This window comes from Desnuesiella massiliensis (assembly GCF_001403615.1).
Classification (GTDB): domain Bacteria; phylum Bacillota; class Clostridia; order Clostridiales; family Clostridiaceae; genus Desnuesiella; species Desnuesiella massiliensis.
Genome location: NZ_LN879456.1, coordinates 19,173 through 35,355, shown reverse-complemented (window position 1 = coordinate 35,355; position 16,183 = coordinate 19,173). Strand labels below are relative to the sequence as shown.

Annotated in this window: 16 protein-coding genes, 1 pseudogene and 3 riboswitches; of the genes and pseudogenes, 3 read left to right on the top strand and 14 right to left on the bottom strand. The window is 31.7% G+C overall.

Translation table 11 applies throughout. The features are described from left to right. Positions 1-2: 2 nt before the first annotated feature. The 9 genes and pseudogenes from BN2665_RS10925 to BN2665_RS27575 all read right to left on the bottom strand — a co-directional run bounded on the left by BN2665_RS10925 (position 3) and on the right by BN2665_RS27575 (position 6,792). A pseudogene (locus BN2665_RS10925) lies at positions 3-751 on the bottom strand (ABC transporter ATP-binding protein). A gap of 107 nt (positions 752-858) precedes the next feature. Next, positions 859-958: riboswitch (NiCo riboswitch) on the bottom strand. A 298-nt stretch (positions 959-1,256) separates the two neighbouring features. Continuing rightward, the gene (locus BN2665_RS10920) at positions 1,257-1,733 is read right to left on the bottom strand and encodes a signal peptidase II (RefSeq protein WP_278335888.1); all 477 of its coding nucleotides are present in this window, start codon (positions 1,731-1,733) and stop codon (positions 1,257-1,259) included. Between the two features lie 218 nt (positions 1,734-1,951). Then, positions 1,952-2,581, bottom strand: a complete 630-nt coding sequence (locus BN2665_RS10915) for a class I SAM-dependent methyltransferase (RefSeq protein WP_055667162.1) — start codon at positions 2,579-2,581, stop codon at positions 1,952-1,954. 219 nt (positions 2,582-2,800) lie between these two features. Next, positions 2,801-3,628: a P-loop NTPase family protein gene (locus tag BN2665_RS10910; RefSeq protein ID WP_055667161.1), complete on the bottom strand. Its 828-nt coding sequence runs from the start codon at positions 3,626-3,628 to the stop codon at positions 2,801-2,803. Between the two features lie 199 nt (positions 3,629-3,827). Beyond that, positions 3,828-4,037, bottom strand: a complete 210-nt coding sequence (locus BN2665_RS10905; RefSeq protein WP_055667160.1) for a class I SAM-dependent methyltransferase — start codon at positions 4,035-4,037, stop codon at positions 3,828-3,830. Positions 4,038-4,093: 56 nt separating this feature from the next. Next, positions 4,094-4,729 carry an SMI1/KNR4 family protein gene (locus BN2665_RS10900; protein WP_055667159.1) on the bottom strand — a complete coding sequence of 212 codons (636 nt, stop codon included), beginning with the start codon at positions 4,727-4,729 and terminating at the stop codon, positions 4,094-4,096. Positions 4,730-4,814: 85 nt separating this feature from the next. Continuing rightward, entirely contained in the window at positions 4,815-5,240 is a 426-nt protein-coding gene (locus BN2665_RS10895) for a GNAT family N-acetyltransferase (RefSeq protein ID WP_055667158.1), read from the bottom strand. Between the two features lie 562 nt (positions 5,241-5,802). After that, positions 5,803-6,342, bottom strand: coding sequence for a GNAT family N-acetyltransferase (locus BN2665_RS10890; protein ID WP_055667157.1), 540 nt, complete (start codon positions 6,340-6,342; stop codon positions 5,803-5,805). A 249-nt stretch (positions 6,343-6,591) separates the two neighbouring features. Beyond that, positions 6,592-6,792, bottom strand: a complete 201-nt coding sequence (locus tag BN2665_RS27575) for a CD3324 family protein (protein ID WP_055667156.1) — start codon at positions 6,790-6,792, stop codon at positions 6,592-6,594. Positions 6,793-7,484: 692 nt separating this feature from the next. Here BN2665_RS27575 and BN2665_RS10880 point away from each other — a divergent pair. Continuing rightward, positions 7,485-9,209 carry a P-loop domain-containing protein gene (locus tag BN2665_RS10880; RefSeq protein WP_055667155.1) on the top strand — a complete coding sequence of 575 codons (1,725 nt, stop codon included), beginning with the start codon at positions 7,485-7,487 and terminating at the stop codon, positions 9,207-9,209. Between the two features lie 125 nt (positions 9,210-9,334). Here BN2665_RS10880 and BN2665_RS10875 read toward each other — a convergent pair whose 3' ends face one another. From BN2665_RS10875 to BN2665_RS10855, 5 genes are all read right to left on the bottom strand, one after another. Continuing rightward, on the bottom strand, positions 9,335-10,510 hold the full coding sequence (locus tag BN2665_RS10875; protein WP_055667154.1) for a macrolide family glycosyltransferase: 1,176 nt from the start codon (positions 10,508-10,510) through the stop codon (positions 9,335-9,337). A 41-nt stretch (positions 10,511-10,551) separates the two neighbouring features. Beyond that, positions 10,552-10,974 (bottom strand): helix-turn-helix domain-containing protein, encoded by a 423-nt coding sequence (locus BN2665_RS10870; protein ID WP_055668374.1) that lies wholly within the window; start codon positions 10,972-10,974, stop codon positions 10,552-10,554. Positions 10,975-11,268: 294 nt separating this feature from the next. Continuing rightward, a complete protein-coding gene (locus tag BN2665_RS10865; protein ID WP_055667153.1) occupies positions 11,269-11,457 on the bottom strand; it encodes a hypothetical protein in 189 nt (62 codons plus the stop codon). 95 nt (positions 11,458-11,552) lie between these two features. Further along, entirely contained in the window at positions 11,553-12,836 is a 1,284-nt protein-coding gene (guaD, locus tag BN2665_RS10860; RefSeq protein WP_055667152.1) for a guanine deaminase, read from the bottom strand. A 151-nt stretch (positions 12,837-12,987) separates the two neighbouring features. Further along, positions 12,988-13,089: riboswitch (purine riboswitch) on the bottom strand. 200 nt (positions 13,090-13,289) lie between these two features. Beyond that, positions 13,290-13,390: riboswitch (purine riboswitch) on the bottom strand. A 121-nt stretch (positions 13,391-13,511) separates the two neighbouring features. Continuing rightward, positions 13,512-13,853, bottom strand: a complete 342-nt coding sequence (locus BN2665_RS10855; RefSeq protein WP_055667151.1) for a winged helix-turn-helix transcriptional regulator — start codon at positions 13,851-13,853, stop codon at positions 13,512-13,514. Positions 13,854-13,958: 105 nt separating this feature from the next. Here BN2665_RS10855 and BN2665_RS10850 point away from each other — a divergent pair, with 105 nt between their 5' ends. Together BN2665_RS10850 and BN2665_RS10845 are read left to right on the top strand one after the other, a co-directional pair. Next, positions 13,959-14,351 carry a RidA family protein gene (locus BN2665_RS10850; RefSeq protein WP_055667150.1) on the top strand — a complete coding sequence of 131 codons (393 nt, stop codon included), beginning with the start codon at positions 13,959-13,961 and terminating at the stop codon, positions 14,349-14,351. 434 nt (positions 14,352-14,785) lie between these two features. After that, positions 14,786-16,063, top strand: a complete 1,278-nt coding sequence (locus BN2665_RS10845) for an FAD-dependent oxidoreductase (protein WP_055667149.1) — start codon at positions 14,786-14,788, stop codon at positions 16,061-16,063. The last annotated feature ends 120 nt before the right edge of the window (positions 16,064-16,183 follow it).

Genomic DNA, 16,183 nt, shown 5'->3' with positions numbered 1-16,183 from the left:
AGCTACCACTTAATCCTTTCTACTGGAATTGGCTGGCTATTAACATCATTATGAGTAACTTTTCCATCACTTATTTTTACCACTCTATGACTCATTTCAGCGATAGAGCTATTATGAGTTATTATTAAAATAGTTGTACTATACTTTTCATTTATTTCTTTTATAAGTTTTAGAATATCAAGGGAAGATTTGTAATCTAATGCCCAGTTGGTTCATCACATAACAATAATTTTGGATTTTTTACAAATGCCCTAGCTATAGCAACCCGTTGTTGTTGTCCTCCTGATAACTCAACTGGATACCTTTTAGCTAAATCTGCTATACCTAGATTCTCAAGAATTTCATCAATACATAAAGGATCTTTACATATATCAGCTACTACCTCCACATTCTCATAAACGGTTAAATTAGAAATAAGATTATAAAACTGAAATACAAAGCCAATGCTATTACGTCTATAATTTGTTAAATCCTTAGATTTTAAAGAAGTAATTTCTTCACCATCAACATATACTTTGCCTTCATCACTACTATCAATTCCACCAATTATATTTACAAGAGTAGATTTTCCAGAACCTGATGGTCCCAGTATAGTAACTATTTCTCCTTTAGATATTTTAAGGTCTACGTTGTCAACTGCTTTTATGCACTGGCCCCCAGATTGATAGATTTTAGATAAGCCTTTAATTTCAATAAAGCTTTTTGAGTTGTTTAAACTTCCCTCTCCATTAATATTTTTTTGATTTGTCATAGTAAGTTACCTCCAATTATTTATAATTAAGATAGCTCTATGGCAGTGCAAAGATCTAATGGCATATGTTCCATTTTAGGCATAAAAAATACCTGTGGAACATATGCTACTGTCCCACAGGTTTAAATTTCATACCTGTTGCCCTATGCAGAAGGGCCCGACCTCAGAAACTTTTTACAAGTTCATAGTCTGCTCAGTTTGTACTGTAGATATTACGTAATTTAAGTGAAACCTCAAATTTTCCATTTGGATAATAGAACTTACTCAAGGACTTGTTCCTTGAATTTTATTTCAACAAATAAATTACCTTTTTGCAGTGCAAAGAGTTTAAAGTTATTATATATTATATTGTATTGATTGTAAATAGTTTCCTATGAACAGAAAATTTATGAGTATAAAGTAAAGCACTAACTTTATTGTTAGTCAATCATTTCTCTGGTGCTTTTAACTCTTCTACCATCTTTCTGAGTTTTATATACTGGTCAACTGAACGACAAATTGGAATTTAGTGTTTAAGTTTATCGAAACAGAATTGCAAATATTCTTTAACTGATATTTCCTTATTGTAAGGGACTGCTAAGACAATAAATATAATTTGAGCTATTGATAAATAACAGTCTTTTAAGTCAAAAGTAAATAAGTTAGGAATTTGTATAAAATCTAAACTTCCACCCCAAAACACCTTATCAATCAAACTACACAGGCATCCAGTCATACCACAAATCATGATTGCTTTTACAGAAATACTAGTGCATTTCCTTTTTTGTTTATACAATAAATAGCCTGATATAAAAAGAAAAATCACTAGTACATTTAGTAGTATCATAACCCACATATTAGAGAGGACACCAATGAAATTACCACCATAAGACAAATTAGTATTTTGCACTGGTTTAAATCTTATAAGATTACCAATAATATCAAAATCATATATCATAAAAAAATGAGCAATTACCAATTTGACAATCTGGTCTATAAACACCAAACATATCGTAGGGAAAACATAAGGCTTAAAATTTTTTATATTAGCACCTCCCTTACAAATTACTATTTATTGAGTTGTTTTACATCTTTCATAAGTCGTATAATTGAACTTACACCGCTTAATTTGAATAATGCGTAAGCACTTAAAGGTCTTGGTGAATAGGTTACACATAAGCCTTATCAATTAACAATTCACTATTTTTTATATAGTTGTAATTATAGTTCTTTTTTACATTTTACCATTATAAATTTAAATGGAGGTTTATTTTCCGCATTCTTATGTGGCTCAACAATTTCTGAAAATTCTATTAGCCCATATTCCCCAAATTCTTGTTTTACCGAGTCAGAATCATAAAAAAACATTTTTACCCCTTCCATTATCTCGAAATAGTCTTTACCTAGCTGTTTGCCCTTTCCAAACATTGGGGCTTCTTTTGAAATAGTAGTAAAAATCATATATCCCTTTGGCTTTAACTGATTATAGCAATCTTTAATAAACTTCTCTCTCTCTCGGTTATTCAATAAGTGAATTAGTGCATGACAAAATATACCGTCATAAAGTTTGTTATCAAAAGGCATATCAGTTACTGACCCATGAAAAATACTAATATCAAGCTCATTTTGCTTTGCCAAATCAATAGCTGTTTTTGAAATTTCAATACCTGTTACATGTATTCCATTGTCAATAAAAACCTTTGCGTTTCTACCATATCCAATACCAGGTATCAATATATCTTTAACTTTCTTTTCAATGAAAAAGTCCTTTGTCAAGATTGCTGAGTCCGAAGGTTCAAATCCCCACATCATTTGATTTTCTATAAAACTTGATTCCCAGAATTCTGTCATACCTCTATCTCCTTTATATTTTATTTTAAGTATATGCTATTTACTTCGTATTTTTTTCAAAAGCGGCGTAAGATTGAACTTACACCGCTTAATAAGAATGTTAAGTCATATCTATCTCATTCAGAATATTCCTGAGCTTCAGCCATACAATGTACTTTAAAGTAAAGTCTAATTCATTTATAACCAAATTCTACAATGTTTTGAAAACACTTGACTAAATTATAAAATGTTCTTTACATCTTCCCATATTAACTCTCTTAGTTCATCCCAATTATTTTCATTAACAGTATATTGTAAACACTTTATAAATCCGCGGGATATTACTTCTTGTTCAATTTTTGCTCTTGTTGAAAAATACTTAATCATGCCATCAAATCCTTCTAGTTTATGAGCTATTCCATAAGGTGTCTTAGAAATCAATTCAGCAACACGATTTGTCCATACTTCTCCTTTTGCATAACGTGCAAATTTAATCGTTTCATCTGAATTATTTCGTTTTAAATAAATACAGTTAAGGTTATACTTTTTTAACATTTCCGCGAATGAAGAACAATATTTTATTATTGTTTCATTATCTACATTTCTTGAAAGGAGCTCATTTATGGGATTCTGAAGCCACACACTATCAAATATTATGCTATCACCATTTTGTTCTAATTGAGTAAAGCGATTTTTTAAAAATTCTAAACTACATGGAATATAATGTGAAAGTGTCATATATGGATTAAATTCGTCTCCTATATCCCATTCCGATAATATATTTAATAATTTATATTGATTTGGAAAACAATTTCTTACTTCTTCAATATTTACATATGTATACATACCATGTTGCTCAACAAAATCAGATAACATTGAAAAATTGCAGCAAATTTTATTATAAACATCTAATGGAATACCTGCTATTTTGTATAAATCATTAGGATAATTTAGTCCATTTTCTAAAATACATTTTGCACCTGTTTTTTCATGTATCCACTCACAAATAGTTGTTTTTCCAACACCAGGTAATCCCTCGATAAAGTATAGTGTCTTATTTGTACACATATTAATCTCCTTCTCTAACAAACTAACTTCGTAAATAATAAAGCCAATTCAAAAATCTGCAGGCAATAAATTACAGAGTTGTATTAAACCTTTAATTTATTAATTTCTTCATTGATTTTCTTCTACGATTTTTATTTTTGATTTCATATATTATTTTCTCCTTTTCAATTTCTAGTATGATCATAACTCTACTAAGTGTTTACTTTTGTATATCTCTATGTGCTAATGCTCTCGAATAACCACCTTCGCCACACCCCAAATCAAGAATATATTTGCCTTTGACATCCCTCAATTTTTCTAATGTGTAGGACATTGAGTAATATATCCTGAAATCATTTGTTTGAGCTTTATCAATCCATTCGTCTATATTCACCTGATTCCAACATTCGGTTGAACTATCTTTTATCATTTTTTTATTCCTCCATAAATTACTATTCTGTAAGGTTAGATACTCTCTTTTCTGATCTATTTTTTCTTTAACCAATCAATTGCATGTTTGCCATCCTTATTAGTAATAAAATAAACATCTTTTTCTATTTCCTCTATCTGCATTTCTGCCTTAAGTTTAAGCCCCAATTCAAAAAATTTTTTTAGTGAATTAGCAAAAACTTTTTTGTCATTCTCATCTCTTCCAAAATTAATAATTTGTCCAATTGTACCATTAATATCTGGATCTAAATCAATGCCAAAATAGTTTGAAGAACAGTCATGTGCAATTGGTATCCATAAAGGATTTGTGTAACGGCATTTAATTGCTTTTTGTGGGAGTGATGAGTAATATTGTTGGTCATTCAATTCTTTATCTTCATCAAACTTTCTCCATAATTTCCATGTAGTATACATTTCCTCTACAGAAAGCATATTCAATCCAAGAACAAATCCAAAAGCATGCTTATTATCTCCATTAATTATCATGTATAATTGTTTTAAATCTTCTGGAAATTTTATATTCATCTGTTCTTCAATCTTATTTACAATTTCAACAGTAGTTCCAGGATTCTTTAATTCATCAAATCTAGGAAATATTTTTTTTATCCAATTAATATACTCAATAATAACTTTTTCAAACTCAGCAGTTGTTGCTCCAATTTTCTTATTCATTACAAAAGTCCTCCTAAACTTCTATTTATATTACTAAACCTTAAATTGGAATTTAAAAGACATAGAGTAAGATTGTTTTTCGAAGTTATTTTATAACTAGCTCCATTTCCATACCAGCCCCTTCGTATTCATGGGGGCGGGTACGAAATCCCAATTTCTCATAGAAGACCTCCTTACCTTTCGCACACATAAGACATACTGAAACTTCCGTTCCCGACAAACTACTTTCTTTGACATATTGAAGCAGTCTACTAACAATTTCTCTCCCAATACCACATCCTTGATATTCAGTTAGGACAAAAACATCGTTTATATACCAATATATTGCTGCATCACCAAGCAGCCTACCCATTGCAACAATTTCATTATCTTTTATTGCAACAATAGAATAAATTGTATTTAGCAATGATTTTTCCCATTGTGCCTTTGGGTCTTCAACCCAATTCATTTTCCTTTGAAACAAAATCACATCTTCCGATGTAAGTATATTCTCTTTATAGGTAAGATTCATATATATCCTCCTAGCTTAATATAAATAATCTTCACGTTGCTTCTCAACGTAAAATTAAGATTTAGCATTTTCTTTATTCTCATAAAAATTTTTAAGTTCATCTTTCTAAATTGCTCTTTTAATTTTCTATAATTTTATCTCTAAAGTTGTTGATAAAAAGCTCATCTATAAATAATTTTACTGATTTTACATGGCTGGTGGAGCCATCCCCACTGCTCAAAAAACACAACCGCCTGTAAATATCTATTTAAGGCATCTACAAGCGGTTCGTGGATATGTATGGTAGATGCGAAGCGTTACCTTTAAAGTCCACTACTAATATCTACAACCTTTTCTGGTATCATACTGATTCTTTTATTTTTGGTGGCTCTCATTTGAACTGCCCACTTTTTTATGAAAATCACTTACTACAAATCCAAGGCATAAAATTTGTACTTTTACTCCATTATACCCAGTTTCAATAAATTATTAACGCTTTATATTTTACCCTAAATTTACAATAATATCAAGCTACTGGTTTTCTTATATGTTAAACAATTGAAGGTGCTTTCAATTACGCTCATTACTCTAAATCTGTTTTTAACAATGTAAATACAAGCTCATCATTCCATTTTCCTTCAATAAGTCTTGCTTCACGCATATGCCCCTCTTGTACCATCCCTATGCGTTTCGCTAAAGCAACGCTTCTTTTATTTTCATAGTTTATAAATGCCATTAACTTATGAATGGATAGTTCTTTAAATGCAAACTCAATCACCTTACACATTGCTTCTGAAGCATAACCATTGCCCCAGTACTCAATAAGAAATTTATATCCAATTTCCCACTCCTTTGTTTTCTCCCAATTACAATGCAAAGAAACAAAACCAAACATTTCTCCTTTTTTGTTGCAGACAATGAATTTTATTGCTCCACATTCAGGCAACTTCTTTGCTTTTTCAACAAACCATTTGCAGCCTTCAATAACATTATCCTTTTCAGACATACCTCCCATTTCATGCTTATAACTTTCAGTTCTTCTTTCTAATTCAAGAATAAAATCAAAATCTTCCTCAGTTAGTTCACGTAATAACAATCTCTCTGTTTCTAAAACCCACTTCAATTGATAATCCTCCCTTCATTAAGCTTAGCTATCATTTTAGTTCTGTCCATTTTCACTTCTTATCAATTTTCCTAAATTTATGATTAAAGTATAAAGGAAAACATGAAGCAATAATATGTAAAGTTTAATTATAGATTTAAATACACAAAAGCAGCCAGTTTATCAACCGACTGCCTCCCTCTATTTTTTTTCTATAAATTATACCCTTGATTGTATCATAGGACAGATGATATTCAGCCATAAGCTCATCTATTGTTGCGCATTCTTCTTCTTTTTCTTGATTTCATTGTTTCGTTCTATAATTTCATTTCTACAGTTCGTAGAAGTGCCCCATGATTTTTTATAATTATTCTTTTGAGGTATGTAAATTATACTACCACAGACATATTCTTGTATCTGAAGAATTAATGTTTTTGGCAAAATATCTTCCGCATTTATATATTGCACCATAATCCTGCTCCTTTTTATTATAATTCACAAGATTGCAGGTTCGTCATATATAAATGAAACAGCGATTATCTTTTACGCTCTATACAATTAACCGCTGAATTATATGACTAATCCTGCATAGAGCAAAAATCCGTTTTTATTCTTCATAACTACACTCCCTAGCTAACAAAATACTCTATTTTATGCATCAAATCATTATGACAAAAAATAACAGTATCTATCTTTTCTATATTTTATCATATTGATCTACAGTAAACAATTGCCTTATTTTCATGTATATCACTATATATAATTATAGATAATACTAGAATCATAAGATATCATTGACATTTTGTACACTGAATGTTAATATATGTTTATAAAAAAAGAAAGTGAGGTAGACAATATGACAATTAATATTAAATTAAAAATGATAATTTCAGATCATGTTTTGTCTGCCGATATTAGGACTTTCTAATATAAAAGCAGACTATTATTTGAGGTAATTTCTCATTGATTAAAACACTTCTGATTTTATCAGAGGTGTTTTATTTTTTCTTAATATGATTGTCATTTATTTTTAAAACTGAACAAAACAATTTATATTATTGAAAGAGGTGTTACCTATAGACCGTTTAAAAAAAATATTATTAGAAATCGATGATTGCAATGTATCCTATTACCGTAAAGTTTACGAAGATAACGCTCATATTATGTCTCGTAAATTAGGCGCTACTCCTCAGGCAAGTGCCTTTAAAAGAAAAGAGGCTTTACAAGCACTTGTTAAAGGACCTTATTATTATCATAATGATATAGAATTTAAATTTGATATTACTCATAAACTTTTACTTGAAAAGCCAACTATAACAATTAAAATTCCTTTATCCCATTTGAGTCTTAAAGATACAGACTCATATTCATCAATTGAGAAATTATCTATTGAAGATTATTGTCTAAGAAACCTTAGTCATTATATAAATCTGAAAAATACAGAATATTATAGTCGTACCAAGGAAGCAAAGGTTACAGGAATGCTCTATATTCATAATCCAGGCCAGGAGATACTAAAACGTAATTGTTCCTTTTTAAAGGATGATAATTATTTATGTATAATGATACAAGCCCTATTGCCTATATATAAAGATAAAGAAAAGAAGTTAACCATCAATGGAAAGAAAGCTACTAAAATGATGACCAGGGATTTACCAGAAATACTTGATGACTTTATAGATAACTTTGATAATACAGCCTTAAATAAATGCCTTGAAACGGCTTCAATTCAAGAGCAAATCCGTAAGTTCTTGAGTGAAAACTCTTACTGCTCATTTGTGGCTAATGGAAGCATTTTACCTCGTTTAAAAGGAACCGAACTTCCTCAGAAAAATTCCTTGCCATTTATAAGTCCCACAAAAGATGAGGTAAAAATTCCACTTAATGATGGCAGCTCAATTATAGGTATGGGTGTTAAAAAGGGAGTAACTATTATCACTGGCGGAGGATATTCTGGAAAAAGTACATTGCTAGATGCTATATCTGTAGGAGTTTATAATCATATTCCTGGAGATGGACGTGAATTTGTAATAACAGATGAAACTGCTATAAACATATCAGCAGAAGATGGTAGGTCAATCCAAAATCTAGACTTATCACCTTTTATAAAGTCTCTATCTATGGTGAATGTAAAATCATTCTCAACTGAACGTGCAAGTGGAAGCACATCACAAGCGGCTAATATTATTGAAGCTATTAACTATGGCTCAAAGTTATTCTTAATTGATGAGGATAAGAGTGCTACAAACTTTATGATAAAGGACTCTAGAATGAAGCAGCTTATAAAAAAAGAACCTATCACACCATTTACTGATAGGATACGTCAAATGTTCAATGAAACTGGAGCATCAACCATACTTGTTATTGGCGGCAGCAGTGAATATCTTGATATTGCTGATAATGTAATCCTTATGGAGGACTTTGTAGCATATAACGTAACGGAAGAAACAAAACTAATGTGCCTTAGTTCTAGAGAGGTTGCTGCTTATGAAAGCTTAGAGCCTGTAAATTGGTGTCATAATCGTAAATTATATGGCAAAGGCTTTACTCCTTATCCTAATGAACAAGTCTCAGAAAAGTTTGATGTTATAGAAAAAGAAGCTATTCATATAGGTGATGAGAAGCTTGATTTACGTATGCTATCTGGAATAATATCACATGCACAACTAAATGCGTTAGCATATATATTAAGATTTATAGAGATTAAATCAACCTCACAAACCGTTGATATTGAAAAGGCTATTTCTGAGGCATACAGCCAAATTGAATCTAATGGCTTAGATTCAATTTTCCCAAATATTTTCCTAACTGAACGTTGGCTTGAATTACCTAGGAAAATAGAATTAGCCGCAGCAATAAATCGTATGAGAACTGTTGAGTTTTTATAATTTCAGAATACACGCCCCACACACCAAACCGCCTATAAGTAGCTATTTAAGCCACTTACAGGCGGTTCGCAGATTTCATGGCAGAGGCGAAGTGTCATGTGCATCTATAATTCTTAATAACTGATTTAATTTTTATCATCTATAACCTTTAATATAGAATCAGCTGCTTTCTTTGCACCCCCAGCATTTTTAAAACTCTGCGCTAATTTATTTGCATTTTTCTTATAATCATCATTACCCATAACCTGTAATACTGCATCTTTTATAGATTTAGGATTATTACCTTTTAAAAAGATCCCTGCTTCCAAATCAGCAACTCGTCTCGCTACCATTCCTTGCTCTTCATGCTGTGGATATAACACCATAGGAACTCCATAATATAAGCTTTCATTAACACTATTCATGCCACAATGAGTAATAAATACATCTGTATTTTGAAGTACAATAATTTGTTCAACAATATTTCTCACCTCAAAATTGTCTGGTATATATCCTAATTCTTCAATTACAGTATCTTTTCCAACTGACATAACTACATCAAAATCGCAAGTTTCAAATGCTTTTATACAGCTTTTATAAAACTTTATATTTTTATTATTTACCGTTCCCAATGAGATATATATTTTTTTACGTTTTCTTTCTTTACATTCAGCCTTCACATTAGATACTGAAGGACCTACAAATGAATATTTATCTGAAAAAGTCTCTATAATTGGTTGAAAATCCTTTGAAGTATATACAATAGTATTCGTATCATTATCATTTTGAATTATAGAAACAAAATTCTTAACATTATATCCATGCTTTCGTAAAAGCTCTATTTTCTTATTAATACGATTCATACCTAAAATCATACGTATAACTTCATTAAAACTTCTCTTCATCATCTTTGCTGTATACTTATTAAATGCAAAGGTTGTTGTAGAACATACATAGGTAATATTTAGTTTTTCTGCAAATAGCTTACCCCAAAAACATAAGGAGTCCGATACAATACAGTCTGGATTAAACGCTTTAAGTTCACTACACACCTTTTCATCTAAAGCTATAGTAGTATCTGCTATCATCTCAATTAAAGCAGCAAAATCCTTTCCAATTTTTTTCTCATCTCCAGGCTTTAATTCTGGAAGATACTGATTACAACTAATAAATTTTGCACCTGCTCTTTCAATCTTTTCTTTAAATTCATCAAAAGAATAGTACCATACTTCATGACCTCTACACGATAATTCACGCACTACCTCAATTGTAGGATTGGTATGTCCATGTGCAGGAATACAGAAAAATACTATTTTACTCATATTGGAATCATCCTCCTTCTAACCCGTCTACTTAAAAGTTATTATTCCTTTGTTGCTACTCCAATTTTCCCCACAAAATTTATAAGGTCACGTTGATGTACAATGGCAATGCCTCTATCTTCGTCTCCCAGTATTAATAATTTATCACCAGACTTAATATCAAATAATTCTCTTGCTTTTTTAGGAATAACAATCTGACCACGTTCTCCAACTACAACTGATCCAAAGAAATGTTTTCCTTTAGGCGGCACCACAACTCCTGACTCTTCTTCTGAATGATTAACTAAATCATCTATAGTAACGTTATACAAATTTGCAAGTGCAATACAACTATTTATATCCGGAGTTGACTCTCCATTTTCCCATTTAGCCACAGCTTGCCTAGAAACATTAATCTTTTCAGCTATCTCTTCCTGAGTATATTGATTCAATTTCCTTAATCTTTTCAAATTTATATTAATCATATTTATCATACCTTTCATATTTATTATATTTTTCTTACCTTTCCATGTCTATCAACCAATATTAACATTCATGTATATATTTATATTGTTATTATAAATTACTACTTCTAGAAATGGCAGGTACACAGATGAATTACTTACTAAGAAAGATTTTTTATATAAAGATTTCATAAATAAAAAAATAGCTACATAAGTTTAAACTTACATAGCTATTTTTCACTGGTGGAGGCGAAGCGTGACTACTAGTACCCTCTAATTTTCTATAAATTTCTTAAAATCTCCAAATCTTTATCATCATATATCATAACCAAAATCCTTTAACAAGGCTATGTCCTTTGTTACTGACTTTCTTTCTCCACTTATGCCCAAATTGCAAAGTCTTTCCTCAATATCCTTCATTGTAAGGATATTTTCCTCGTCAGATTCTTTATTTAAAATATCTAAAATATGTAATATTTTTAGCTTTGGATTTCTTTTCCTCATATCCTTTTATTTTTTATAAACTATTCAAAAGTCACCAGCATTCTTACTCATTATAAAAATAAAATTGACTAAGTTCATACCAGCTAGCCTTAAAATTAATACATAATTGGTTCTTCTACCCTCTTACCTGCTACATATCTCTCTGCAATGTTTCTGCCATCACCAGTGTAGATAAACTTTTGCAATCTTTGTTCAACTGATAGTGGTCGAAATGCAGGTAAAGAACTATCATCAATGACAAGGGCATCAAATTCATAACCTTCTTCAAAGCTTCCTACCTTACCAAAGAATTGACCACCACCCTTTGTTGCTAAATAGAAGAGTTCAGCTGTTGTAAATGGCTTCTCTACCCTATGTGATTTAATCCACTTTAAATTAGCTACTTGAGCACTATTAACAATAACATCCAGCATTGAAGTACTATGTCCACCAGAAATATCGCTTGCCAGCCCCACGGGAACCCCTCTTGATATAAGTCTTCTTATAGGTGCAATACCACTTGAAAGGTTACAGTTGGAATTAGGGCTATGAGCAACAAATACTTTATTTTTAGCCATAAGTTCAATTTCATCTTCATCGACCAATACGCAGTGAGCCATAACAGTAGGAGTTTGGCCGAAAAGGCCTGCCTCTTCATATACATTTGCATAATTCCTTGATTCTGGGTGTAATTCTTTCACAAAGGAAATTTCACCTTGATTTTCACTTAAGTGCGATTGAACTGGAACATTAAATTCTTTAGCCAAATCACCAAGAGCTTTTAATAATTCCATATTGCAAGTAGGAACAAATCTTGGAGTAATTATTGGCTTTACAAGATCATATTTTTTTGAATACTCTTCAAGAATTTCACGTGTATCATTAATAGAATCTTCAGTAGTTTCTATCAAAAATTCTGGAGAGTTTCTATTCATGTTTACTTTACCTACAAAGGCTGATAATCCTGCTTCAGCGAACATCTCCATCAACAATTTAGAACTGTTTTTATGGATTGTAGCAAAAACACAAGCTCTGGTCGTACCATTCTTCCAAAGCTCTCTTATAAAAGCTGAATACACTTTCCTTGCATAGTCTACATCTGAAAACTTTGCCTCCTCTGGGAATGTGTATGCTTCAAGCCAAGGCATTAATTCTTTATCAAGGCCTAATCCTAAATTCCCAAACTGAGGTGCATGTAAATGAAGATCAACAAAACCAGGTATGATTAAAGAATCACCATGGTCTTCTACTCTTATTTCCCTATATTCTTCCGTAAGTTCTTTATAAACGCCTATAATACTTTTTCCACGGACAACAATATATCCATTTTCAAATATCTCGTATTTGCCAAACTCCTTAGTAAATATAATATTGCCTTTAACAGCAAAAATTTTTTGCATAAAAATCCTCCTTTATAAATCCCTCTATTAAATTAAATTAGCTAAATATACTAATCCATCAGTGTATACACCTTCATTACAAGGTAATTAAAATATAAAAACCGGGCAGCCAACTAAAAAAGACTATAGAATAATCTAAGGCTAAATCGAATAAACTTTAGATTATTCTTGTAGTCAGGTAATTCACGGCAACCCGGTAGATACAATTAGACCAAACTTCTAATTATATACAAGATAATACTTACATATTTTATAATATTATATAACCCACAAAATGGGCGCTGCATAGATCTTCTAACAGTAATCTTTCCATCATTATAGTCTTCAAGCTTTTCATTGCTTTTCACCACTGATTAGAATATGTTATCACATGCAATAAGCAGCCTAACTTTTAAACAACAAAAAAGGCAGCCAACTAAAAAAGACTACAGAATAATCTAAAGCTAAATCGAATAAACTTTAGATCATTCTTGTAGTCAGGTAATTCACGGTAACCCGGTAGATACAATTAGACCAATTTCTAATTATATACAAGATAATACTCACATATTTTATAATTTTACATAAACATAATAAGGACACTGCATAAATCCTCTAGCAGTAATTTTACCATCATATTTCATTGGTTTCAAGAGAAAATTTCAGAAACAAATTTAACTTTTTATTAAGTTTCTTTTATTTACTGCGATTTTTTGCTCCCCACTCACACAACTCTTCCAAAACGGGTAATAGAGTTATTGCTTTATCTGTCAGACTGTACTCTACTTTAGGGGGGATTTGAGGATACTCTTTTCGTTTTACCAAACCATCCGCTTCCAATTCTTTTAATTGAGAACTCAATATTTTAAAAGTAATAGTTCCTATTTGTCTTTTCAGTTCATTAAAGCGAACTGGTTGGTTTTCTGCTAAAAGGTAAATAATAACCATCTTCCATTTACCGCCAATCACTGACATTGTATAACCAAATGGTGTATCTTGAATATTTTTAACTTTACCATTAAAATCAGCCATACCCATACTTACACTATCCTTTCGAATAGTACCTATTAATAAAGTGCGTACTATTTTTCTATTTGAACTTAGTATATACTAAGCTTACTTTAAAGTAAAGGAGTGATAATAATGACTAATACTAAAACCTACAGCCACGGTCTTCCATGGGAAGATGAACACGGCATCGCCCAAGGCTACTGCGTTAACGGCACCATATACATTTCGGGTCAATTCTCTCATGATATGCAGGGCACGTTTGTTGGCGAGGGCGATATCGAAGCACAGACCAGACAAACGCTTGAGAATCTTGATCGCGTACTGGCGGGATTTAATGCTACGAGGTCGAACATCGCTGAGATGGAGATTTTTCTGACAGACCCACAAGAACATTTTGAAAAATGCATCAGTATTTTCAAAGAGTATGTGGGCGACCATCGACCAGCCGGCACCCTCGTCGGTGTATCGGGTATGGCGTTCCCTGGCCAGCTGATTGAAATTCGTGCAGTTGCACACATCGGCTAACTCGGATACAGTGGTCAACGAGGTGCCAGGAGATCAGTCATCGAAAAGGCACGATTGCTATTAGCACAAAGTGACAGTACATCTAGAGTTTTCAAGCCATATTATCAATAAAGAGGACAGCCAAGCGATAGTTAAATCTTGCATGTCCTCTTTGCTGATAACAATAAATACCGGTTATTATAAATTACTACTTCTAGAAATGGCAGGTACACAGATGAATTACTTACTAAGAAAGAATTTTTATATAAAGATTTCATAAATAAAAAAATAGCTACATAAATTTAAGCTTACATAGCTATTTTTCACTGGTGGAGGCGAAGCGTGACCTTTAAAATCCACAGAATTAATCTAATTTAAATCTGAAAAATTTGGTATCAAATTTTATATTAATAAATATTGTAATATTAGTACTTATTAATAAGGAAGGTATTATTATGAAAGTCATAATTATTGGTGGTGGTTGGTCTGGTTGTGCTGCTGCGATTACTGCAAAAAAAGCTGGAGCGGATGTAATCTTATATGAAAAAACAGACTTACTTTTAGGTCTTGGAAACGTAGGAGGAATATTTAGAAACAATGGTAGATATACTGCAGCAGAAGAATTAATTAACCTAGGTGCAGGAGACTTAATTCATTTAATGGATGATAATGCTAGGCATAAGAATATAAACTTTCCTGAACACAATCATGCATCCCTTTATGATGTAACTAAAGTTGAACCAGCTGTAAGAAATTACTTAGTAGATTTAGGTATAGAATTAAACCTAATTAGCAGGGTTGCTACAATTGAAAAAGATGATAATAAGATCAAGTATGTAAAACTTCAAGATGGTAGTTTGGTAGAAGGAGATGTGTTTATAGATGCTACTGGTTCTACAGGTGCTATGGATAATTGCTCAAAGTACGGTAATGGCTGTGTAATGTGCATTCTAAGATGTCCCACCTTTGGTTCGAGAGTAAGTATTAGCGCTAAAGCTGGAGTAAAAGATTTATTTTCGATACGTGAAGATGAAACTCCTGGCGCTTTTAGTGGATCTTGCGAGATTCCAAAGGATAGTTTATCCGATGATATTGTTCGTGAACTAGATAAAAAAGGTGTAGTTGTTCTAAAGATTCCTTCAGAGGACATAAATCCTCAAAAGCTTAGAATTAAGGTTTGCCAACAATATGCTCTTGATCAGTTTGCAGAAAACCTTGTATTTCTTGATACTGGTCACATAAAGCTTATGACTCCTTTCTATCCTATTGATAAACTTAGAAAAATTCATGGATTAGAGAAGGTTAGATTTATGGATCCCTATTCTGGCGGTAAGGGTAATTCTATAAGATATCTAGCTGCAGCTCCAAGAACCAATGATTTGAAAGTAATAGGCGTGGATAACTTATTCTGTGCTGGTGAAAAATCGGGATTCTTCATAGGCCATACGGAAGCAATTTGTACTGGTTCTTTAGCTGGCCATAATTCGGTTAGATTTTTACTCAATATGCCTTTATTAACTTTACCAAATTCAACAACTATTGGCGATATTATTTATTATTCTAATTACAGATTAACAACGCCTGATGGCAAGAAGATTAGACATACTTTTTCTGGAGCAGAATATTTCAAAAGAATGAAAAGTTTAGGGCTTTATTCAACTGATAATGAAGAAATTAAGAATAGAATTGAAACTTTAGGGTTAATTGATGTTTTTGCGAAAAAACTAGGGTAGAATGTTATAAAATCGGTGAAAGTCCGACATGGAGGTTCACATGTTATCAATTAGTTAATAATAATTTAAAATGGGTGCAGGCGCCAATGCAGCCTTAAGTGCCTTCGATTTCCTAATACG

Bases quoted from the DNA above. Each gene is read 5' to 3' on its own strand.
- BN2665_RS10915 (WP_055667162.1), bottom strand. From the start codon at position 2,581: ATGACAGAATTCTGGGAATCAAGTTTTATAGAAAATCAAATGATGTGG.
- BN2665_RS10845 (WP_055667149.1), top strand. From the start codon at position 14,786: ATGAAAGTCATAATTATTGGTGGTGGTTGGTCTGGTTGTGCTGCTGCG.
- BN2665_RS10880 (WP_055667155.1), top strand. From the start codon at position 7,485: ATGTCTCGTAAATTAGGCGCTACTCCTCAGGCAAGTGCCTTTAAAAGA.
- guaD (WP_055667152.1), bottom strand. From the start codon at position 12,836: ATGCAAAAAATTTTTGCTGTTAAAGGCAATATTATATTTACTAAGGAG.
- BN2665_RS10875 (WP_055667154.1), bottom strand. From the start codon at position 10,510: ATGAGTAAAATAGTATTTTTCTGTATTCCTGCACATGGACATACCAAT.
- BN2665_RS10870 (WP_055668374.1), bottom strand. From the start codon at position 10,974: ATGATTAATATAAATTTGAAAAGATTAAGGAAATTGAATCAATATACT.
- BN2665_RS10865 (WP_055667153.1), bottom strand. From the start codon at position 11,457: ATGAGGAAAAGAAATCCAAAGCTAAAAATATTACATATTTTAGATATT.
- BN2665_RS27575 (WP_055667156.1), bottom strand. From the start codon at position 6,792: ATGGTGCAATATATAAATGCGGAAGATATTTTGCCAAAAACATTAATT.
- BN2665_RS10900 (WP_055667159.1), bottom strand. From the start codon at position 4,729: ATGAATAAGAAAATTGGAGCAACAACTGCTGAGTTTGAAAAAGTTATT.
- BN2665_RS10850 (WP_055667150.1), top strand. From the start codon at position 13,959: ATGACTAATACTAAAACCTACAGCCACGGTCTTCCATGGGAAGATGAA.
- BN2665_RS10895 (WP_055667158.1), bottom strand. From the start codon at position 5,240: ATGAATCTTACCTATAAAGAGAATATACTTACATCGGAAGATGTGATT.
- BN2665_RS10905 (WP_055667160.1), bottom strand. From the start codon at position 4,037: ATGATAAAAGATAGTTCAACCGAATGTTGGAATCAGGTGAATATAGAC.
- BN2665_RS10855 (WP_055667151.1), bottom strand. From the start codon at position 13,853: ATGGGTATGGCTGATTTTAATGGTAAAGTTAAAAATATTCAAGATACA.
- BN2665_RS10910 (WP_055667161.1), bottom strand. From the start codon at position 3,628: ATGTGTACAAATAAGACACTATACTTTATCGAGGGATTACCTGGTGTT.